This window comes from Paucilactobacillus nenjiangensis (assembly GCF_008632615.1).
Lineage (GTDB): Bacteria > Bacillota > Bacilli > Lactobacillales > Lactobacillaceae > Paucilactobacillus > Paucilactobacillus nenjiangensis.
Genome location: NZ_CP043939.1, coordinates 1,807,999 through 1,824,913, shown reverse-complemented (window position 1 = coordinate 1,824,913; position 16,915 = coordinate 1,807,999). Strand labels below are relative to the sequence as shown.

15 protein-coding genes and 1 pseudogene are annotated in these 16,915 nt (G+C 38.1%); 12 read left to right on the top strand and 4 right to left on the bottom strand.

Annotated features, from left to right (window positions below; translation table 11 throughout):
• Positions 1–51 precede the first annotated feature (51 nt).
• The 5 genes and pseudogenes from F0161_RS09405 to F0161_RS09385 all read left to right on the top strand — a co-directional run bounded on the left by F0161_RS09405 (position 52) and on the right by F0161_RS09385 (position 4,939).
• The gene (locus F0161_RS09405) at positions 52–999 is read left to right on the top strand and encodes an AEC family transporter (protein WP_137601374.1); all 948 of its coding nucleotides are present in this window, start codon (positions 52–54) and stop codon (positions 997–999) included.
• A 127-nt stretch (positions 1,000–1,126) separates the two neighbouring features.
• Positions 1,127–2,065, top strand: a complete 939-nt coding sequence (locus F0161_RS09400; RefSeq protein ID WP_150204405.1) for a DMT family transporter — start codon at positions 1,127–1,129, stop codon at positions 2,063–2,065.
• A 228-nt stretch (positions 2,066–2,293) separates the two neighbouring features.
• Positions 2,294–3,079 (top strand): C40 family peptidase, encoded by a 786-nt coding sequence (locus F0161_RS09395; RefSeq protein ID WP_150204404.1) that lies wholly within the window; start codon positions 2,294–2,296, stop codon positions 3,077–3,079.
• 668 nt (positions 3,080–3,747) lie between these two features.
• Positions 3,748–4,098 (top strand): annotated as a pseudogene (locus F0161_RS11890) (CHAP domain-containing protein); the annotation flags it as partial.
• Positions 4,099–4,267: 169 nt separating this feature from the next.
• Positions 4,268–4,939 carry a 2,3-bisphosphoglycerate-dependent phosphoglycerate mutase gene (locus F0161_RS09385; protein ID WP_150204403.1) on the top strand — a complete coding sequence of 224 codons (672 nt, stop codon included), beginning with the start codon at positions 4,268–4,270 and terminating at the stop codon, positions 4,937–4,939.
• Positions 4,940–5,009: 70 nt separating this feature from the next.
• Here F0161_RS09385 and F0161_RS09380 read toward each other — a convergent pair whose 3' ends face one another.
• Together F0161_RS09380 and F0161_RS09375 are read right to left on the bottom strand one after the other, a co-directional pair.
• The gene (locus F0161_RS09380; protein ID WP_150204402.1) at positions 5,010–6,341 is read right to left on the bottom strand and encodes a C1 family peptidase; all 1,332 of its coding nucleotides are present in this window, start codon (positions 6,339–6,341) and stop codon (positions 5,010–5,012) included.
• 64 nt (positions 6,342–6,405) lie between these two features.
• Entirely contained in the window at positions 6,406–6,690 is a 285-nt protein-coding gene (locus F0161_RS09375; protein ID WP_150204401.1) for an N-acetyltransferase, read from the bottom strand.
• Between the two features lie 139 nt (positions 6,691–6,829).
• On the opposite strand from F0161_RS09375, the gene F0161_RS09370 reads away from it, so the two are divergent.
• The 4 genes from F0161_RS09370 (at position 6,830) to gltX (ending at position 11,508) form a co-directional block, all read left to right on the top strand.
• Positions 6,830–7,366, top strand: a complete 537-nt coding sequence (locus F0161_RS09370; RefSeq protein ID WP_137601369.1) for a dCTP deaminase/dUTPase family protein — start codon at positions 6,830–6,832, stop codon at positions 7,364–7,366.
• 22 nt (positions 7,367–7,388) lie between these two features.
• Positions 7,389–8,759 (top strand): DNA repair protein RadA, encoded by a 1,371-nt coding sequence (gene radA, locus F0161_RS09365; protein WP_137601368.1) that lies wholly within the window; start codon positions 7,389–7,391, stop codon positions 8,757–8,759.
• 26 nt (positions 8,760–8,785) lie between these two features.
• The gene (locus tag F0161_RS09360; protein ID WP_150204400.1) at positions 8,786–9,919 is read left to right on the top strand and encodes a PIN/TRAM domain-containing protein; all 1,134 of its coding nucleotides are present in this window, start codon (positions 8,786–8,788) and stop codon (positions 9,917–9,919) included.
• 101 nt (positions 9,920–10,020) lie between these two features.
• The gene (gene gltX, locus F0161_RS09355; RefSeq protein WP_150204399.1) at positions 10,021–11,508 is read left to right on the top strand and encodes a glutamate--tRNA ligase; all 1,488 of its coding nucleotides are present in this window, start codon (positions 10,021–10,023) and stop codon (positions 11,506–11,508) included.
• 29 nt (positions 11,509–11,537) lie between these two features.
• Here gltX and F0161_RS09350 read toward each other — a convergent pair whose 3' ends face one another.
• Both F0161_RS09350 and F0161_RS09345 read right to left on the bottom strand, forming a co-directional pair.
• Positions 11,538–13,214, bottom strand: coding sequence for an IS1182 family transposase (locus F0161_RS09350; protein WP_051552863.1), 1,677 nt, complete (start codon positions 13,212–13,214; stop codon positions 11,538–11,540).
• Between the two features lie 177 nt (positions 13,215–13,391).
• The gene (locus F0161_RS09345) at positions 13,392–13,940 is read right to left on the bottom strand and encodes a M15 family metallopeptidase (RefSeq protein ID WP_150204398.1); all 549 of its coding nucleotides are present in this window, start codon (positions 13,938–13,940) and stop codon (positions 13,392–13,394) included.
• 322 nt (positions 13,941–14,262) lie between these two features.
• Here F0161_RS09345 and cysS point away from each other — a divergent pair, with 322 nt between their 5' ends.
• From cysS to rlmB, 3 genes are read left to right on the top strand one after another with little or no spacing between them, the layout of a single operon-like run.
• Positions 14,263–15,669, top strand: coding sequence for a cysteine--tRNA ligase (gene cysS, locus F0161_RS09340; RefSeq protein ID WP_150204397.1), 1,407 nt, complete (start codon positions 14,263–14,265; stop codon positions 15,667–15,669).
• Between the two features lies 1 nt (position 15,670).
• Positions 15,671–16,075 carry a Mini-ribonuclease 3 gene (locus F0161_RS09335; RefSeq protein ID WP_150204396.1) on the top strand — a complete coding sequence of 135 codons (405 nt, stop codon included), beginning with the start codon at positions 15,671–15,673 and terminating at the stop codon, positions 16,073–16,075.
• The gene (gene rlmB / locus F0161_RS09330; RefSeq protein WP_137601362.1) at positions 16,072–16,827 is read left to right on the top strand and encodes a 23S rRNA (guanosine(2251)-2'-O)-methyltransferase RlmB; all 756 of its coding nucleotides are present in this window, start codon (positions 16,072–16,074) and stop codon (positions 16,825–16,827) included. The genes F0161_RS09335 and rlmB overlap by 4 nt, the downstream gene beginning before the upstream one ends.
• The last annotated feature ends 88 nt before the right edge of the window (positions 16,828–16,915 follow it).

The window sequence follows — 16,915 nt, the reverse complement described above, 5'->3', positions numbered from 1 at the left end:
CCTTGATACGTGTGCTATACTTTTTACATTACATATTTTGGAGGCATAGAAGTGTCAGTCTTTTTATCGAGTGTTTCGGGAGTTTTGATTATTCTAATCATGGTCGTGATTGGATACATATTGGCAGAAAAAAAGTGGTTTGATGAAAATTCCACTCGTCTTTTGTCAAAGTTAGTTACACAAATTGCTCTACCAGCATACATGATCACCACCATTATGCGTGATTTTACCGCCCACGATTTAAAAACATTGTTACCTGATTTGAGATATCCAGTTATTTCAATGTTAATATTGTTTGCATTGTCATTTGCCGTGTCTAATGCATTACATATTAAAAAATCACATGCGGGACTCTTTTCATCAATGTTCTTTAACTCAAATACAGTGTTTGTCGGATTACCAATTAATTTAGCTTTGTTTGGTGATAAATCCTTACCCTACGTTTTAGTTTATTACATGGCCAATACAACCTTCTTTTGGACTTTAGGCGTTTATCTGATTCAAAAAGATGGGATGGGTAAAGTTAAAATTGATATCTGGACCACTGTTAAGAAAGTCTTTTCGCCACCATTGATGGGCTTCGTGGTCGGAGTTATCTTTGTAATTTTGCATATTAAATTGCCAGCATTTATCGTGAGCGATTTAGACTATATCGGTGGGCTAACCATTCCTTTATCAATGCTGTTTATCGGGATAGCCGTATCAAATGCGGGTATTTCGCGAATGCGACTTAATCCTGATTCATTAGGAATTATCATTGGTCGATTTATTTTTTCACCAATTTTAATGATGATTTTAGTCTTGCCAAGTAGCATGTCAGATTTGATGAAACAAGTCTTCATTTTACAAGCTGCAATGCCTGTCATGACTAATGCGCCAGTTGTTTCTAAATTGTATGATGCGGATGCGGATTACGCCGCCATCATGGTCACGGAAACCACGTTACTTAGCATCATTGTGGTACCTATTTTGATGGTTATTATCAAAACGATGATTTAAAAAAGTAGTATCATAGACTTATTGACTACATTTAGTCTGTGCAGATTGGACAATAGATGTGGCTGAGATGAGATGATAATCTTGTCTCGGCCATTATTTTATTACATAAGAGAATAAGGAGAATATTTTGAAAAGAACAGGGTTATACATCGCGTTATCAACGGTACTTTTTAGTTTAATGGAAATTACATTGAAATCAACAGGAGGGGCATTTAATCCAATCCAAATTAACTGGATTCGATTTACAATTGGTGGCATTGTGCTTTTGCCATTTGCGATTCATTCATTGCGGATGAGCAATTCAATGATTCATTTAGCAGATTTAAAGTTGTTTGCGCTCACTGGCTTGATGTGTCTGGTTGTCAGTATGACACTGTTTCAATTGGCAATTACATATGATAAAGCATCGACTGTAGCGGTGGTTTTTTGTTCCAACCCTGTCTTTGCATTAATTTTTTCAAATTTAATTTTAAAAGAACGTCTTGGCCGAGCTAACTTAATTTCAGTAGTTGTTTCTTTAATTGGGTTACTGATTATTGTTAATCCAACCCATTTAACGAATCCTCTAGGACTCACACTGTCAATTTCATCTGCGTTGACCTTTGGATTGTATAGCATCATTTCTAGATATGGATCACTACGTCGCGGTTTTGACGGTATAACAATGACCTGTTTTACATTTTTGATTGGTTCAGTCGAGCTGATGGTAATCATGTTCATTACTAAAATTCCAGCAGTGGCAACAGCGATGAATCACGTTTCTTGGCTTAAACAATTTAGTGCAATTCCATTTTTCAACAATGTTACTCCACAATATTTCTGGCTATTATTCTTCGTTGGTGTTGGAGTCACAGGTGGAGGATTTGCATTTTATTTCATGGCAATGGAACTCTCTGACGTTTCGACATCCTCATTAGTCTTTTTCATTAAGCCAGCTTTAGCCCCAATATTCGCCGCTCTGTTACTTAGTGAGGACGTACTTCCAACGACAATTGTCGGAATTCTTGTAATAATTGCCGGGTCATTTGTGGCCTTCTTAGGTAATAAAAAACGCCAAAGAGTGTAAAAAACACAAAAAAGGCAAAAAATTTCCACATTTTTTTAAAAAAATTAAAAATTTCAAACCGCGCCATGTTGGGGTGGACGAATGATTATGCAATACTGCTGTAATACTTGTAAATATCTGTAACGCTTCTGGCATTTTAACGAAATCTAAGTATGCTAGTATATTTCTCGTACGATAAATAAAGAAGAAAAGCCATTCAAGGCTAAACAAACAATATAGGAGCGTAATATGAGTAAATCAGTAGTAACAAAAGCATTAATCAGTACTTTAGGAGCAGTAGGAGTATTCGTAGTAGGAACACAAGTAGCTAATGCAGACACAATCAACATTGCATCAGGCGACACAATTTCAGCTTACGCTGCAAAATACAATGTATCAATCGATGACATCGTTAAAGCTAACAAGCTTGCTGATGCTAACTTAATCATTGCTGGTCACACTATTGAAATTCCAGGCGCTACTAGCGACGCAACTTCAGAAGTTGCTTCATCAGCTGTTGCCGACACCACTGTTGCATCATCAGCTGTTGAATCATCTGCTGTTGAATCATCTGCAGTTGCATCATCAGCCGTTGCTGACTCAACTGTTGCTTCTACTGACACTACTTCAGCTGCACCTGCTGATTCAAGTTCAGATCAACAAACACCAGCACCTGCTTCAACAGGTAGTAGCGTTGCTGCTGGACAAGGTCTTGCAACTGCCTTGGGTCAAATCGGAGTACCATATGTATGGGGTGGAAACACAACTACAGGATTTGACTGTTCAGGACTTGTTCAATATGCTTATGGATTATCACAACGTACCACATCAGAACAAGCAACTATCGGTGAACATCATTATGATGTAACGAATGCACCTGCTGGCGCACTTGTATTCTGGGGATCAGATTCAAACCCTTATCACGTAGGAATCTCACTTGGTAATGGCCAATATGTTGCCGCACCACAACCTGGTCAAAGTGTGAAGATTGGTTCAATGCAATACTACAAGCCTTCATTTTATATCAACATGTAATTAAACTTTAAAGAGTCTTCGGGCTCTTTTTTTGTTGGGTGTAGATTTTAGTACATTGATAAAACGATATTTTTGAAAAAGCTATCAAGAATTGACTATTTTAAACCAGTACACGATAATTTGAGTCAATAATTATTGAAAAAACACAAAAAGAAATAAAAAAATCAAAAAAATTCCACAAATTTTAAAAAAACTTAAAAAATTAAAACCGTATTATACCGGGGATTGTGAATGATTATGCAATATTCCTGTAATCTTTGTAAATAACTGTAATACTACTGGTATTTAAGCGAAATCTAAGCATGTTAATATTGGTCTCATACGATAAATCAAGATAAAATAAGACCGTTAAAGGTCAAACAAACATACAGGAGTGTAATATGATTAAATCAGCAGCAACAAAGGCTTTAATTAGTACAGTAGGTGCAGCAGGACTATTCGTTGCCGGAACACAAGTGGCTAACGCCGCTACCATTAATGTCGCATCTGGTGACACAGTGTCTGCATACGCGGCTAAATACAACGTTTCAATCGATGATATTGTTAAAGCTAATAAGTTAGCTGATGCTAATTTGATCATTGCTGGCGAATCAATTGAAATTCCTGATTCATCAGCCTCTGCTGAAGATACAGCTGCTACAACTGGTTCAACACACGTTTCTGCTGATTCAGCAGGTAATGCATACGCCTGGGGTCAATGTACTTGGTATGTTAAGACTGTCGCATCATGGGCAGGTAATCACTGGGGCAATGGTAACCAATGGGGTGCCAGTGCTGCCGCTGAAGGCTTTACTGTAAACAGTACACCAGCTGCTGGAACTATCGTTTCCTTTGCTGGTGGACAATCCGTTGGTGGCTGGCCAGCTGATGCTTCTTATGGTCACGTTGCCTATGTTAAATCATACAATGCTGCTAACAACACAATCACTATTTCACAAGGTGGTTTAGGCTTTAGTAGTCCTGCAGGTCCTAACGAGCAAACAATTAGTGCTGCTGATTTGACTTACATTCACCAATAAACTTAAATTTAATTATTTTAAAATGTTAATTTTCAACTCGAAAATTAGCATTTTTTATTTGGCTTAAATTTTTAGTAATTAATACTAGTACGACTATTAAATTGCAGAAAAACCAAAAAGAGTCAAATTTGCGTGATATAATAGGCGGTATTAATCGGAGGTGGAAGCATTGGTCAAATTAGTTATTACCCGTCATGGCGAAAGTCAGGCGAATCGAGACAATGTGTACACAGGGTGGTCTGATGTGCCTTTAACCGCCAAGGGAATTAAGCAGGCACAGATGGCGGCTCAGCGAATTAAAAATTTGAATATTCACTTTAGCGATGTCCACACATCGATGTTACAACGCGCAATTACGACTGCAAACTTAATTTGTGATGAGATTGATCAATCATATTTACCTATCCACAAAACGTGGCGTTTAAATGAGCGCCATTATGGTGCACTTCGTGGTATGAACAAGGATGATTCCAAACAACAATTTGGCGTTGAACAGGTCGCTAAATGGCGCCGAGGTTATTCAGAAGTACCCCCACAATTGTCAAAACGAGATCATGAACGTCGTTATGACCGCTTAGGGGTTCAGATACCATTGTCTGAGAGCCTTAAAATGACGCAAGAGCGCCTATTACCATATTGGAATGATGTAATAGCCGGACAATTGATAGACGGTCAGAATCAATTGATTGTGGCACATGGCAGTTCTCTACGAGCACTGATCAAGTATCTAGATCAAATACCAGATGATCAAATAAATTTGGTGGAAGTTCCCAATGGGCAACCCATCGTCTATGAACTTGATTCGAAATTAAATGTCATTGAAAAACAGATATTAGAATAAAAATAGTGTGCTACTTCAATTAACGATGAAGTAACACACTATTTTAAGTCAAAAGTTATTTAAATGGATATTATGCTAAAGCTCCCATTGGATCCCAAGGCTTCAATGTAATTGGTTCCTCGGCTTGTGCCTTTAACAAATCTTCGGGGAGGAACTTTTTGTTAACCACAATTTGGTAACAATATTCATCTAGCCAAGCATCGGTCATCACGAAATAGCCTTTGGTTCCGACTTTTGGTCCCCATGAATTTTCAACCTTCCATTTAGTTGGTTGTCCATCAACCAAATCAACACCAGTCAAGACCATGGCATGAGTCATTAAACTCTCACCGTAATCAAGACGTTCGGCCTTGGTCATTGAAAAGTCTGTGTTGAAAAGTTCACTCTTAGCATAGACGTTTAGGTCCATAATTCCTTGCTGACGTTCTGAACTTTGACCTACGTCACAACCAAACCAAACGCTTTCGCCAGATTTTAGTTGAGCAATGGCCAATTGTTTGAATTGTTCAATTTCTACATTCAAATGTTTGACTGCACGACCACCAACGACATTACCAAGCATATCAATGGTGTAAGTTTTATTGTAGGGCTTGTCATCCGTAGGGGAGTTGATGATTGAAACGTAATCATCCAAATTCCAGCCAATATATTTCTTGAAGAAGCTTTGTGGAGTTAAATCTTTTTCAATATGATATTGTTTTGATTCGTCGCGATATTCAAAATCAAATTTAACCGGTGGCTGGCCAAAGGTATAAGTTAAAATACGATAGTTCTCTGACATCATTTGATTCCGAGCAGCGTCAATTTGTGAATCATCACTATGATTAGCCACGAGTGTTCGTAAAGTAATCGCGTCTTTCCGTAGTTTTTTGTTTAAAACAGTGTTAATTTCATTAGATTTAGAAGAACTGTAAGTTTCTGGCATGACAGATTGTGGGACGATACCATATTTTTCAATTAAGGCACAAAGCATGTCCCATTGACCACCATCTTGCTGTGGAGTGGCCATCAAGAAAGCAACTTCGCGACTATCTGCAGATTGTGTGGCTGTATTTAAAACGTTTTCGTAGAAATAGTTAGCTTTTTCAAATTTATCCCAGAAAAAAGTGTAAGACTGTGATAATTCAAATTTTTTCAGGCCTAATTTATTGGCCATGTCGTGACGCATCGTGTTGAGGGCTGCAAACATCCAACAACGGCCAGATTGTTTTTGATTGGCCACGTCACCCGTATCTAGGTCAATTGAAAATGTTGGATCTGATTCAACGGCAGCATGCCAATCATAACTGCTGGCTAAAATACCATTTTTAGTCACAGTTCGTTCTAACACTTTTGCTTGTGGTTCATTTGCTAATTGTTGTTGATATGCGTTTAATTTTGTTTGATCAATTTCAAAACTCATGAAGTCACTCTCCTTTAATGTATATCTTCAATTGTAGCGCAAGTAGGGTAAAACTGCGTCCTTTTTACTCATTCACTAGTATTTTTTGATAACTAGGGTGTTTGGAAAATTCAGTTTTTGCCCAAGGGTCTAATAATTTGATGGTGAGATGATTTTGAGTAGCATAACTGACAAATTCAGCAATTAGTTGAGCACCAATTTCAGTCGCGTCAAAATCTGGGTGCACAAAAACGTGTTCTAAGACCGCAATTGAATTATCTGTGGCAATCGAAGGAAAATAAATTTCGCCAATAATTGGATAATTGGTGTCACTAAGAATTAGACGATCTGATGTGTAATGATATGTCATGAAAAGCCAACTTTCTGAGAGGTTAATTAAAATTTAAACGATAATACACACGATTGTCAATTCAAGCCGATAAAGTAGTATCAATATATTTTGCCATATCTTATAATTAGAGGGTAAATAACAGATGAGGTGAAATTATATGTTACGGGGATTTCAAGTAGTATCAAAAAAAGCAGATCAAAATATCAATTTACCAAAGCGCCAGACTCGACAAGCCGCTGGGTATGATTTTGAAAGCTCAGAAGATTTCGTGTTACCTTCAATTTGGAAATTAAAATTTGTTAAAATCATTAAGGGCTTATTGCACAACATTGAGCTGTCAGATGACGATTATTTAGATGCTAATAATGCATTGAAGCCAGTTTTAGTACCAACTGGTATTAAAGCCTACATGCCAGAAAGTGAATTTTTAATGCTGGTCAACCGCTCGAGTGGGCCGTTAAAACGTCGGTTAATTTTACCAAATGGGGTTGGAATCGTGGATGCTGATTACTTCGACAATGAAGGTAATGAGGGTGAAATATTTTTCCAATTAATTAATTATGGCGTGAAGGATTTAGTGATTAAAAAAGGTGAACGAATCGGTCAAGGAATCTTTATGCCATTCTTGACGGCTGATGATGAAGAACAACCTCAAAGCGACCGCACTGGTGGCTTTGGATCAACCAAGAAATAATTTAGGAGGTGGAGGAGTATTAATGGCTAAAGCAAAAACAGTCTATGTATGTTCAAATTGTGGATATAGTTCTCCCAGATTTTTAGGGCGGTGTCCTAATTGTGGTGAATGGAACACGTTAGTGGAAGAAAAGGTGCAACCAGAATCGGCCCAAAGCCGCTCCCGAATTACCATTGATGGAAATAAAACTAAACCAACACGGATTAGTGACATTCATTCAGAAGATACACCACGAGTACAGACTAAAATGCCGGAACTAAATCGCGTCTTGGGTGGCGGAATTGTCCCTGGTTCTTTGATTTTGATTGGTGGAGATCCTGGAATTGGGAAATCAACGCTCCTCTTACAAGTATCAGGACAATTAAACCAAACGGGTGGCACAGTGCTGTATGTTTCTGGTGAAGAAAGTGCCAACCAAATTAAAATGCGTGCGGAACGTTTAGACGTAACCGGAGATCAATTTTACATTTATCCGGAAACTGATATGGCTAGTATCCGCGCCACCATTGAAACAATGAAACCAGATTATGTCATTATTGATTCTGTCCAGACAATGATGGAACCAGATGTAACTTCGGCGATTGGGAGTGTGGCCCAAATTCGCGAAGTCACCGCAGAACTGATGCAAATTGGTAAAAGCAATAATATTACGATCTTTATCGTTGGCCATGTGACCAAAGGTGGCGCCATTGCGGGGCCTAAAATTTTGGAACATATGGTTGATACAGTGCTTTATTTTGAGGGCGATTTACACCATGCCTATCGAATTTTACGCTCGGTCAAGAATCGCTTTGGTTCCACAAATGAATTAGGCATTTTTGAAATGCAAAATGGTGGATTGTACGAAGTGTCAAATCCATCTGAGATGTTTTTGGAAGAACGGCTGAAGGATGCAACTGGCTCAGCCATCGTGGTTTCTATGGAAGGAACGCGTCCAATTTTAGTAGAAATTCAGGCGCTAGTTACACCGACTGTCTTTGGCAATGCCCAACGGACAGCGAGTGACTTAAATCGAAACCGAGTTTCCCTTTTAATGGCAGTGCTTGAGAAACGGGCGAATTTGATGCTTCAAAATCAGGATGCCTATTTAAAAGCGGCTGGTGGTGTCAAATTAGATGAACCAGCGATAGATTTGGCTATTTCGATGAGTATTGCCTCAAGTTACCGAGACAAAGGAACACGGCCTACAGATGCATTCGTCGGTGAAGTCGGTTTAACTGGTGAAATTCGCCGTGTTAATCGCATTGAAGAACGGGTGGCAGAAGCCCGTAAATTAGGCTTTAAACGGATTTTTGTCCCTAAGAATAATTTACAAGGTTGGACCCCACCAAAGGGAATCCAAGTGATTGGTGTAGCTACACTTGTCGAATCACTTAAACTTGCGTTAGACTAACTGAAGAAGGGAGGTGTAATTAAATTATGAGAAAACATATTATTAGATCATTATTCGTTGTTGTTGGAGCTGCGTTAGGCTTTTACTACTTACCAATGTTTTGGCGGATGACAGGAGTCACTTTACCCGGAATTGGGTTATTATTTAGCGATATCTTGATTGGTGCAATTATTTTTTGGTTGCTGTCATTACCACTTGGGGGATATATTGAACGATTGGTAAATCGTACGGAAAACTATTTAACCAAGCAAAGTCCTGTGTACTTGTTATTTGGGAGTTTTCTAACGATTATTGGACTGGTTTTAGCGGTCCTTGTATCGACACCCTTGTGGAATTCACACGTGCCAGTGTTGAACAATGTTGTTCCGATTATCTTAATGGTTACATTCGGGTACTTAGGTTTTCGAATTGGAACTACTCGATTAGATGATTGGCGTGCGTTAATGCAGTCACGGCGTTCAAAGGGAACCCCAGAAACTGATGGTGAATCTGGCAGTGTTTTATCCAAACAAGATGCTAACTATCATCACTACAAAATTTTGGATACTAATATTTTGATTGACGGTCGAATCTATGACATTGTCAAAACAGGTTTCATTGAAGGAACTTTATTAGTTCCTAATTTTGTCTTGTACGAATTGCAATATATCGCGGATTCTAGCGATAGTATTAAACGGGTTCGTGGTCGCCGTGGATTGGACATTTTAAACAAACTGCAAAGTGAAAAAATCGTCCCAATTGAAATGTATGAAGGCGATTTTGAAGATATTCCTGAAGTGGATAGCAAGTTAATTCGTTTAGCTAAGGAAGTCGATGGCGTCATCGTAACCAATGACTACAACTTGAATAAAGTAATTCAATTCCAAAATGTTCAAGTGATGAACATCAACGAATTGACTTCATCATTGAAGGCACGAGTCTTACCTGGTGAAAAACTTAATGTCATGGTCGTTAAAAATGGGACAGAACGACAACAAGGGGTCGCCTATTTAGACGATGGCACGATGGTTGTGGTTGAAGATGGTCGCTATTACTTAAATGATCATATCGAAGTTGAAGTAACTAGTGCTTTGCAAACTGATTCCGGTCGGATGATTTTTGCTCGCCCAGTGCATTCAACCAAGAATATCAACGATAAACACACAGATCCAAAAAAATAACAGTAGATAATTGATTTTTTTTCTGAGACTTGTAAACTAATAGATGGTTTGAAAAAAGTAGATAGTCATTTACTATCAATACATGAAAGAGGCGTAATATTTTGGCTAAAAGCAAAATCCGAGTACGATACGCACCAAGTCCAACTGGACACTTGCATATTGGAAATGCGCGTACAGCACTATTTAATTATTTGTACGCACGACACAACAAAGGAAAGTTCATCATCCGGATTGAAGATACCGACACTAAACGGAACATCGATGATGGTGAACGCAGCCAATTAGATAATCTAAAATGGTTGGGCTTAGATTGGGATGAAGGTCCTGATGTAGGTGGAGATTTTGGACCATATCGTCAATCTGAACGTAAAGATATTTATGTAGATTACATTAATCAATTGCTAGAAAAAGGTTTAGCTTACAAGTCATATCGGACGGAAGATGAACTAGAAGCTGATCGTGAAGCTCAAAAAGCTCGTAAGGAAATGCCTCATTACGTTTATGAATATGCTGGCATGGATGACAAGCAAATCGCCAAAGTACAGGCTGATGCAGAAGATAATGGACTGGAACCAGTTGTTCGTTTCCGCGTGCCTGAAGGGGCAACATATGCCTGGACTGATTTAGTTAAAGGTGATGTATCATTTGAATCAAAGACTATCGGTGGTGATTTTGTCATTCAAAAGCGTGACGGAATGCCAACTTATAACTTTGCCGTTGTGATTGATGATCACCTAATGGAAATTTCTCATGTTTTCCGTGGGGATGACCACGTGGCTAATACGCCTAAGCAATTGATGATTTATGAAGCCTTTGGTTGGGATGCACCACAATTTGGTCATATGAGTTTAATTATTAACTCTGAAACGGGTAAAAAGTTAAGCAAACGTGACGAATCAGTGCTTCAATTTATTGAACAATATCGTGAATTGGGCTATCTACCAGAAGCCATGTTAAACTTCATTATTTTGCTTGGTTGGTCACCAGTTGGTGAAGATGAAATCTTTACTCGTCAAGAATTTATTAAAATGTATGATGAAAAACGGTTGAGTAAATCACCTGCTGCATTTGATGGCAAGAAACTTGAATGGGTTAATAACCAATACATGAAGAATGCGGATGAAGATGCAGTCTTTGATTTGGCATTGCCTCAATTAATTGAAGCAGGGTTGCTTGAAAAGCATGCTGATCCTATGAAGATGGAATGGACTCGTAAGTTAGTGAGCTTGTTCAAGCGTGAAATTAGTTACGCAGCCGAAATATTACCATTTGCTAAGCCATTCTTCCATGGACCTGCAGATATTAATGATGAAGCGCGCGTTGAGTTAGTTGAAGACGATGCTTTGACTGTCTTGAAAGAATTCCGTGCTCGTATTGCGGACGTTGATTACTTGAATACAGTCAAAGTCTTAAAGACAATCAAGAGTATTCAAAAGGATACCAAGATTAAGGGTCGCAAGTTATGGATGCCAATTCGAATTGCAATTACGCATGAGATGCATGGCCCAGAACTGCCTGAATCAATTGAATTAATTGGTTATGAACAATCAATTAAGAATCTTGACGAAATGATTAATGAATTAAGTTAACAAGATAAAAAAACGTGGCTGGGAAAAAACTAACCAGCTATAGAAAAATCGACCAAGAATTCTATAATTAATAGAATTTTTGGTCGGTTTTTTGTTTTTTTTATATTTGATAATTGTTTATGTGAAAAATTAGCGGTTGCTTTGGTTAAAATTCCCGCTAATTTTGTTAGATTCATTGTCATTAATAGAATACCCAATTCATTTTCCACAGGCTGTTTCCCTCTAAGATGAGTTCTGCGCACACCAAAAATGGACTTCATTCTGCCAAACATTGGCTCAACATCATACTTACGATGCGAATAAATCTCTGAGCCTTGATCAGATGAAAGTAAATCCTTAACATAATTTTTAAAGTAGTTCCAAGTTGGATTATAGGCAACCTGTCGTTGCCTTCCCTTAGGGGTTTTAGCTAGTTCATCTAGCTTGAATGTTTCCTGTGTTTTATCCGCTTCATAAATTTTGAACTGTCGTTCGTATCCATATTTATCATGACGAATACTGTATCGTTTAAAACTGAATTTAACACTCAAATGATCCGTATAGTAATCGTCTGCGGCATTGTACTTCCAATTGTGTATTCGTGTAGGATCATTTTTAAATTTGCGCTTCTGTTCCTTTTCATACATACCATACGGTATCAGTGGTGTCTTATCAAAATCGTCGACAATCGCGGAATAATTAGATTCACTACCGTAACCTGCATCCGCCACGATGTATTTAAACAAATCGAGTGAATGCATGTCAGATAAAAATGGTAATAAAGTTCTCGTATCCGTCGGATTCGAGAAAATTCCGTAATTTAGCACGAACTGTCCATTAGTGGCAGCCTGTAAATTATATCCAGGCTTTAATTGACCATTCATCATTGGATCTTCCTTCATACGCATAAAGGTAGCATCATGGTCGGTTTTTGAAAAACTGTTCCGACCATTAAAAAGGCGTTCAGCTTCTTCGTACTTTTTTGCTCGGGGCAAATAATCATTTTCCATTTTGTGCGCTAATTTTTTGAGTTTTCGCCGCTGTTGTTTATTCTTAGAGCCACCTTTGATAACCTTCGGTTCTTGTTCAATGACATAATCTAAGTGAGTAATTTCATCGTGCGTTTTTTCTAAAATCTCAGCTAATCCATCGCTAGACGTTAGGTATTCTTTCTCCATTTCTTTGACAACTTGATTTTCAATCAATTCTTCATAAAGGAGCACAATTTTTTCTTTTAGTTTTGGATAGAATTTATCAACTGCACGTTTCCAAGTAAATGAGTACTTATTTGCATCGGCTTCAATCTTCGTACCATCAATAAATAAGGCCTCATCTTCAATCATACCGTTGTCGGCTAACAACTTGGTAAAGTAAATAAAGGAAATCTTGATTAAGTTAGAAACTTCTTTACTGGATCGAAAATTATTGATTGTTTTGTAAGAAATTGTGGCATCTTGACTCAACCATTTCATTGGAATATTTTCGGTATTCATTTCAACAATTCTACGTCCAGAAAATACTTTGCGAGAATACGCGAAAAGGAGCATTTTTATTAACATAGCCGGATGATAAGCAGGACGACCGGTGGTCGCCACAGAGGTTTCAATAATATTATGCGGAATTGTCTCAACAAACATATCAATTAGTCTCGCAATATGGTTATTAGGAATATCAAAATTTAAGTTTAAAGCGATGCTAGTTTGTGCTGTGTTATAATTCTTGTACATGGAAGGAAACTCCTTTACTGTTTTGTTGTTTGGTTTGGTCGCTAACATCATAACAGGAATTTACTTCCTGTGTACATAGTTAAAGGGACTTTGGAGTGTTTTTCCAAAGTCCCTTTATTTTTTATAGTCTGGAATTAGTTTTTTCCCAGCCACGTTTTTTGGTGCACATATTTATATTTATTTAAAATCATTCGGGTTAGCTGAGGCAGGTGACATGTTATCCATCTCACTGTCGCGATAATCCCACCATTCATCAATATAACCGACAAAGCCAGCTGCCAGCATGGCTTGATTCAGAATTTGATAATTATGTTCCTGGTATGGCTTGCGACGATAACTGCGCTTAGCTTTGGGGCCAAATTCATCGAAGGCGCTTTGCATCGGTAGGTTGGTTCCATCTGGCTCACAGAGGGTCAAATCAAAGGTCACGCCCTTTTGATGACTGGCATTAGGATTGGGTGGTAAGACCCATTTTGGATCCGGATAAATCTCAAATAACTTCTTTTGCGCCGCAACTGGTCGATAAGCATCCCAGACTTTCAAACGAAAGCCAGATTTTTTCACAAGCTCACTAGCAACAGCTAATTTTTCGGCCGTTTGAGTTCTAGCAATTGCAGTTGTGAAATCGTAAATTATTTGTTTTGTAAAATTATCTTTAGTCGCATATTTTAAATCAACATAGATTTCGGGATCAAGTTGTTGAATATCTATAAATTCATTGTTCATGTCGTATACCTCTACGTAAGGGATTTCAATAAAAAAGGGTATAAAAAAAGATGGCGGGAGCCATCTTTTGAGGAGTATTACGAAAATCTTGGGGGATTTCGTAACTATTTTTCGGTTACTATTGGGAGGAGTAATTGAAAAATATAGGTTTGCAGTCGGAAAGAATTTCTTCTTCCTAACTGCAAGATATATAATAACATGTATTTGTGAAAAATGTGTGATTTTTTGCAAAAAAGTTCAATTTTTTTTAAATTCATTTTTTTGTATCTAATTCGGAGTGTGGTAAAATACTATTACTAACAACGTTTAAGGGGTAAAATGCATGCTAAAAATTTATAATACTCTAACAAGAAAAAAAGAAGAATTTGTCCCTATAAATCTCGGACAGGTCAAAATGTATGTGTGTGGTCCGACGGTCTATAATTATATTCACATTGGTAATGCCCGGAGCGCAATTGCCTTTGATACAATTCGGCGCTATTTTGAATTCAGTGGTTATACGGTTGATTATGTGTCTAACTTTACCGATGTCGATGATAAAATGATCAAAGCGGCTAATGAACGAGGAATTACGGTTCCGCAATTAGCAGATAAATTTATTAATGCATTTATGGAAGATACCGAAGCGGTGAATATCGAACCGGCAACGATGCATCCGCGTGCTACCGAAAACATTCCAGAAATTATTGAATTTATTGCGGATTTAATTGATAAGGGCTTTGCCTATGAATCTGAGGGGGATGTCTACTATCGCGCTCGCAAATTTAAGCACTACGGTGAACTATCTGACCAATCAATTGATGATTTAGAGGTTGGGGCAAGTCGCCATGTTGATTCGCAGGAATTTGAAAAAAAAGAAGATCCAATTGATTTTGCGCTCTGGAAAGCCGCTAAACCCGATGAAATCAATTGGGATTCACCATGGGGCAAAGGGCGACCAGGATGGCATATCGAATGTTCCGTGATGTCTACCAAGTACTTGGGCGATACGTTTGATATTCATGGTGGTGGTCAAGATTTACAATTTCCACATCATGAAAACGAAATTGCGCAAAGTGAGGCCAGAACCGGCCAAAAATTTGCTAACTATTGGATGCACAATGGATTTGTCACAGTAGGTGAAGACAATGAAAAGATGAGTAAATCACTTGGTAACTTTGTGACGGTTCATGATATCATCAAAAATTTGGATCCTCAGGTGTTGCGTTTCTTTATGGCAACTACCCAATATCGTCGGCCAATTCAATATAGTCCATTAAATATTGCGGATGCGCAAAATAATTTGTCGCATATCCAAAATGCGTTTGAAAATTTAGATTATCGGTTAAATGATGCTCAACCAGAATCGTCCACAGATGTAACAGCGGAAGTCGATAATTACGTCAGTCGGTACACGGCAGCGATGGATGATGATTTTAATGTACAAAATGGAATTGCAGTCGTGTATGAATTAGTGAAGTATAGCAATGTTTATGCTGAACGTGAAGTGGTTCTAAAAGATGATTTAACTTTATTAAAGACGACTTTACAACGGTTAGTCGCAGTCTTTGGCATCGAATTAAGAGTTGAAACGCTTGATGACGCTAAAATTATGGAACTAATTGCTCAACGTAATCAAGCCAGACTTGATAAGGACTTTGCGATGAGTGATAAAATTCGAGACGATTTAAAGAATCAAGGAATTATCATTGAAGATACACCAAATGGAACGCGTTACAGGAAGGAATAGAATGTCAAAAGTAGATTATCAACAGGTTAACGGAATTGCCTTGGCTTACTTAGGGGATGCAGCTTATGAGGTATATGTTCGAGAACATTTATTAAGCAAAGGTTATACTAAGCCTACCAAGCTACATCACACAGCCACGCATTTCGTCTCTGCCAAGGCACAGGCTGCCTTAATCGATTTAATGCAACAAGATGAATTACTCAATAAAGAAGAGTGGGATTTCTTTAAACGTGGTCGAAACGCCAACAGTCATACCCATGCCAAAAATACAGATGTGCTGACTTATCGTATTTCAACCGGCTTTGAAGCTTTGATGGGATATTTGAAATTAAGTGATCAGCAGGAACGATTAGATGAAGTTGCCAACTGGTGTATTGACCAAGTAGAAGCAGGGAGAACAGAATGAGCGAAGAACAAAAACAAGCAACTGATTTTATCATTGGTCGGCACGCGGTCACTGAAGCACTAAAAACAGACCAATCCATCAACAAATTATTTTTACAAGACGCGTTAACGTCTGACACCATTAAAGACATCGTTAAATTGGCGCGTGAAAAGGGTATTGTGATTTCAAATGTACCTAAGTCTAAACTAGATTTGTTGACTGACCACCAGAAGCATCAAGGGGTGGTGCTGGCCATCTCGGCATATCAGTACGCACAACTCGATGATTTATTTGATAAGGCCGAACAGGCAAATGAAAATCCATTCTTTTTAATTTTAGATGAAATTGAAGACCCTCATAATTTAGGCTCTATTATGAGAACTGCTGATGCAGCTGGTGTGCATGGAATTATTATTCCAAAACGACGCGCAGTTGGTCTTACTTCTGTGGTGGCGAAAACCTCGACTGGGGCAATTGAACACGTCCCAGTAGTCCAAGTCACTAACTTAGTGCAAACCGTCAAAGAATTACAAAAACGCAATGTTTGGATTTTTGGGACTGACATGAACGGAACTGATTACCGTCGTTGGGACGCTAAAGGACCATCTGCATTAATCATTGGTAACGAAGGCAAAGGAATTTCACAACTATTGAAAAAATCGGTTGATGAAATGTTGACCATTCCAATGATTGGACACGTACAGTCATTAAATGCTAGTGTCGCTGCTAGTTTGTTAATTTATCAAGGTTTTAATTCAAGACATCAACTATAGAAAGACAACTATTTAGGTGAAAGCTTAAATAGTTTTTTAATACCAGTTACGTTATGCCATGAAATGTTATGTGCGTTGAAATACTATC

Excerpts from the sequence above, each read along its gene's own strand:
- F0161_RS09395 (WP_150204404.1), top strand. The coding sequence starts at position 2,294 with ATGAGTAAATCAGTAGTAACAAAAGCATTAATCAGTACTTTAGGAGCA.
- F0161_RS09380 (WP_150204402.1), bottom strand. The coding sequence starts at position 6,341 with ATGAGTTTTGAAATTGATCAAACAAAATTAAACGCATATCAACAACAA.
- F0161_RS09375 (WP_150204401.1), bottom strand. The coding sequence starts at position 6,690 with ATGACATATCATTACACATCAGATCGTCTAATTCTTAGTGACACCAAT.
- F0161_RS09370 (WP_137601369.1), top strand. The coding sequence starts at position 6,830 with ATGTTACGGGGATTTCAAGTAGTATCAAAAAAAGCAGATCAAAATATC.
- radA (WP_137601368.1), top strand. The coding sequence starts at position 7,389 with ATGGCTAAAGCAAAAACAGTCTATGTATGTTCAAATTGTGGATATAGT.
- F0161_RS09360 (WP_150204400.1), top strand. The coding sequence starts at position 8,786 with ATGAGAAAACATATTATTAGATCATTATTCGTTGTTGTTGGAGCTGCG.
- F0161_RS09350 (WP_051552863.1), bottom strand. The coding sequence starts at position 13,214 with ATGTACAAGAATTATAACACAGCACAAACTAGCATCGCTTTAAACTTA.
- F0161_RS09345 (WP_150204398.1), bottom strand. The coding sequence starts at position 13,940 with ATGAACAATGAATTTATAGATATTCAACAACTTGATCCCGAAATCTAT.
- cysS (WP_150204397.1), top strand. The coding sequence starts at position 14,263 with ATGCTAAAAATTTATAATACTCTAACAAGAAAAAAAGAAGAATTTGTC.
- F0161_RS09335 (WP_150204396.1), top strand. The coding sequence starts at position 15,671 with ATGTCAAAAGTAGATTATCAACAGGTTAACGGAATTGCCTTGGCTTAC.
- rlmB (WP_137601362.1), top strand. The coding sequence starts at position 16,072 with ATGAGCGAAGAACAAAAACAAGCAACTGATTTTATCATTGGTCGGCAC.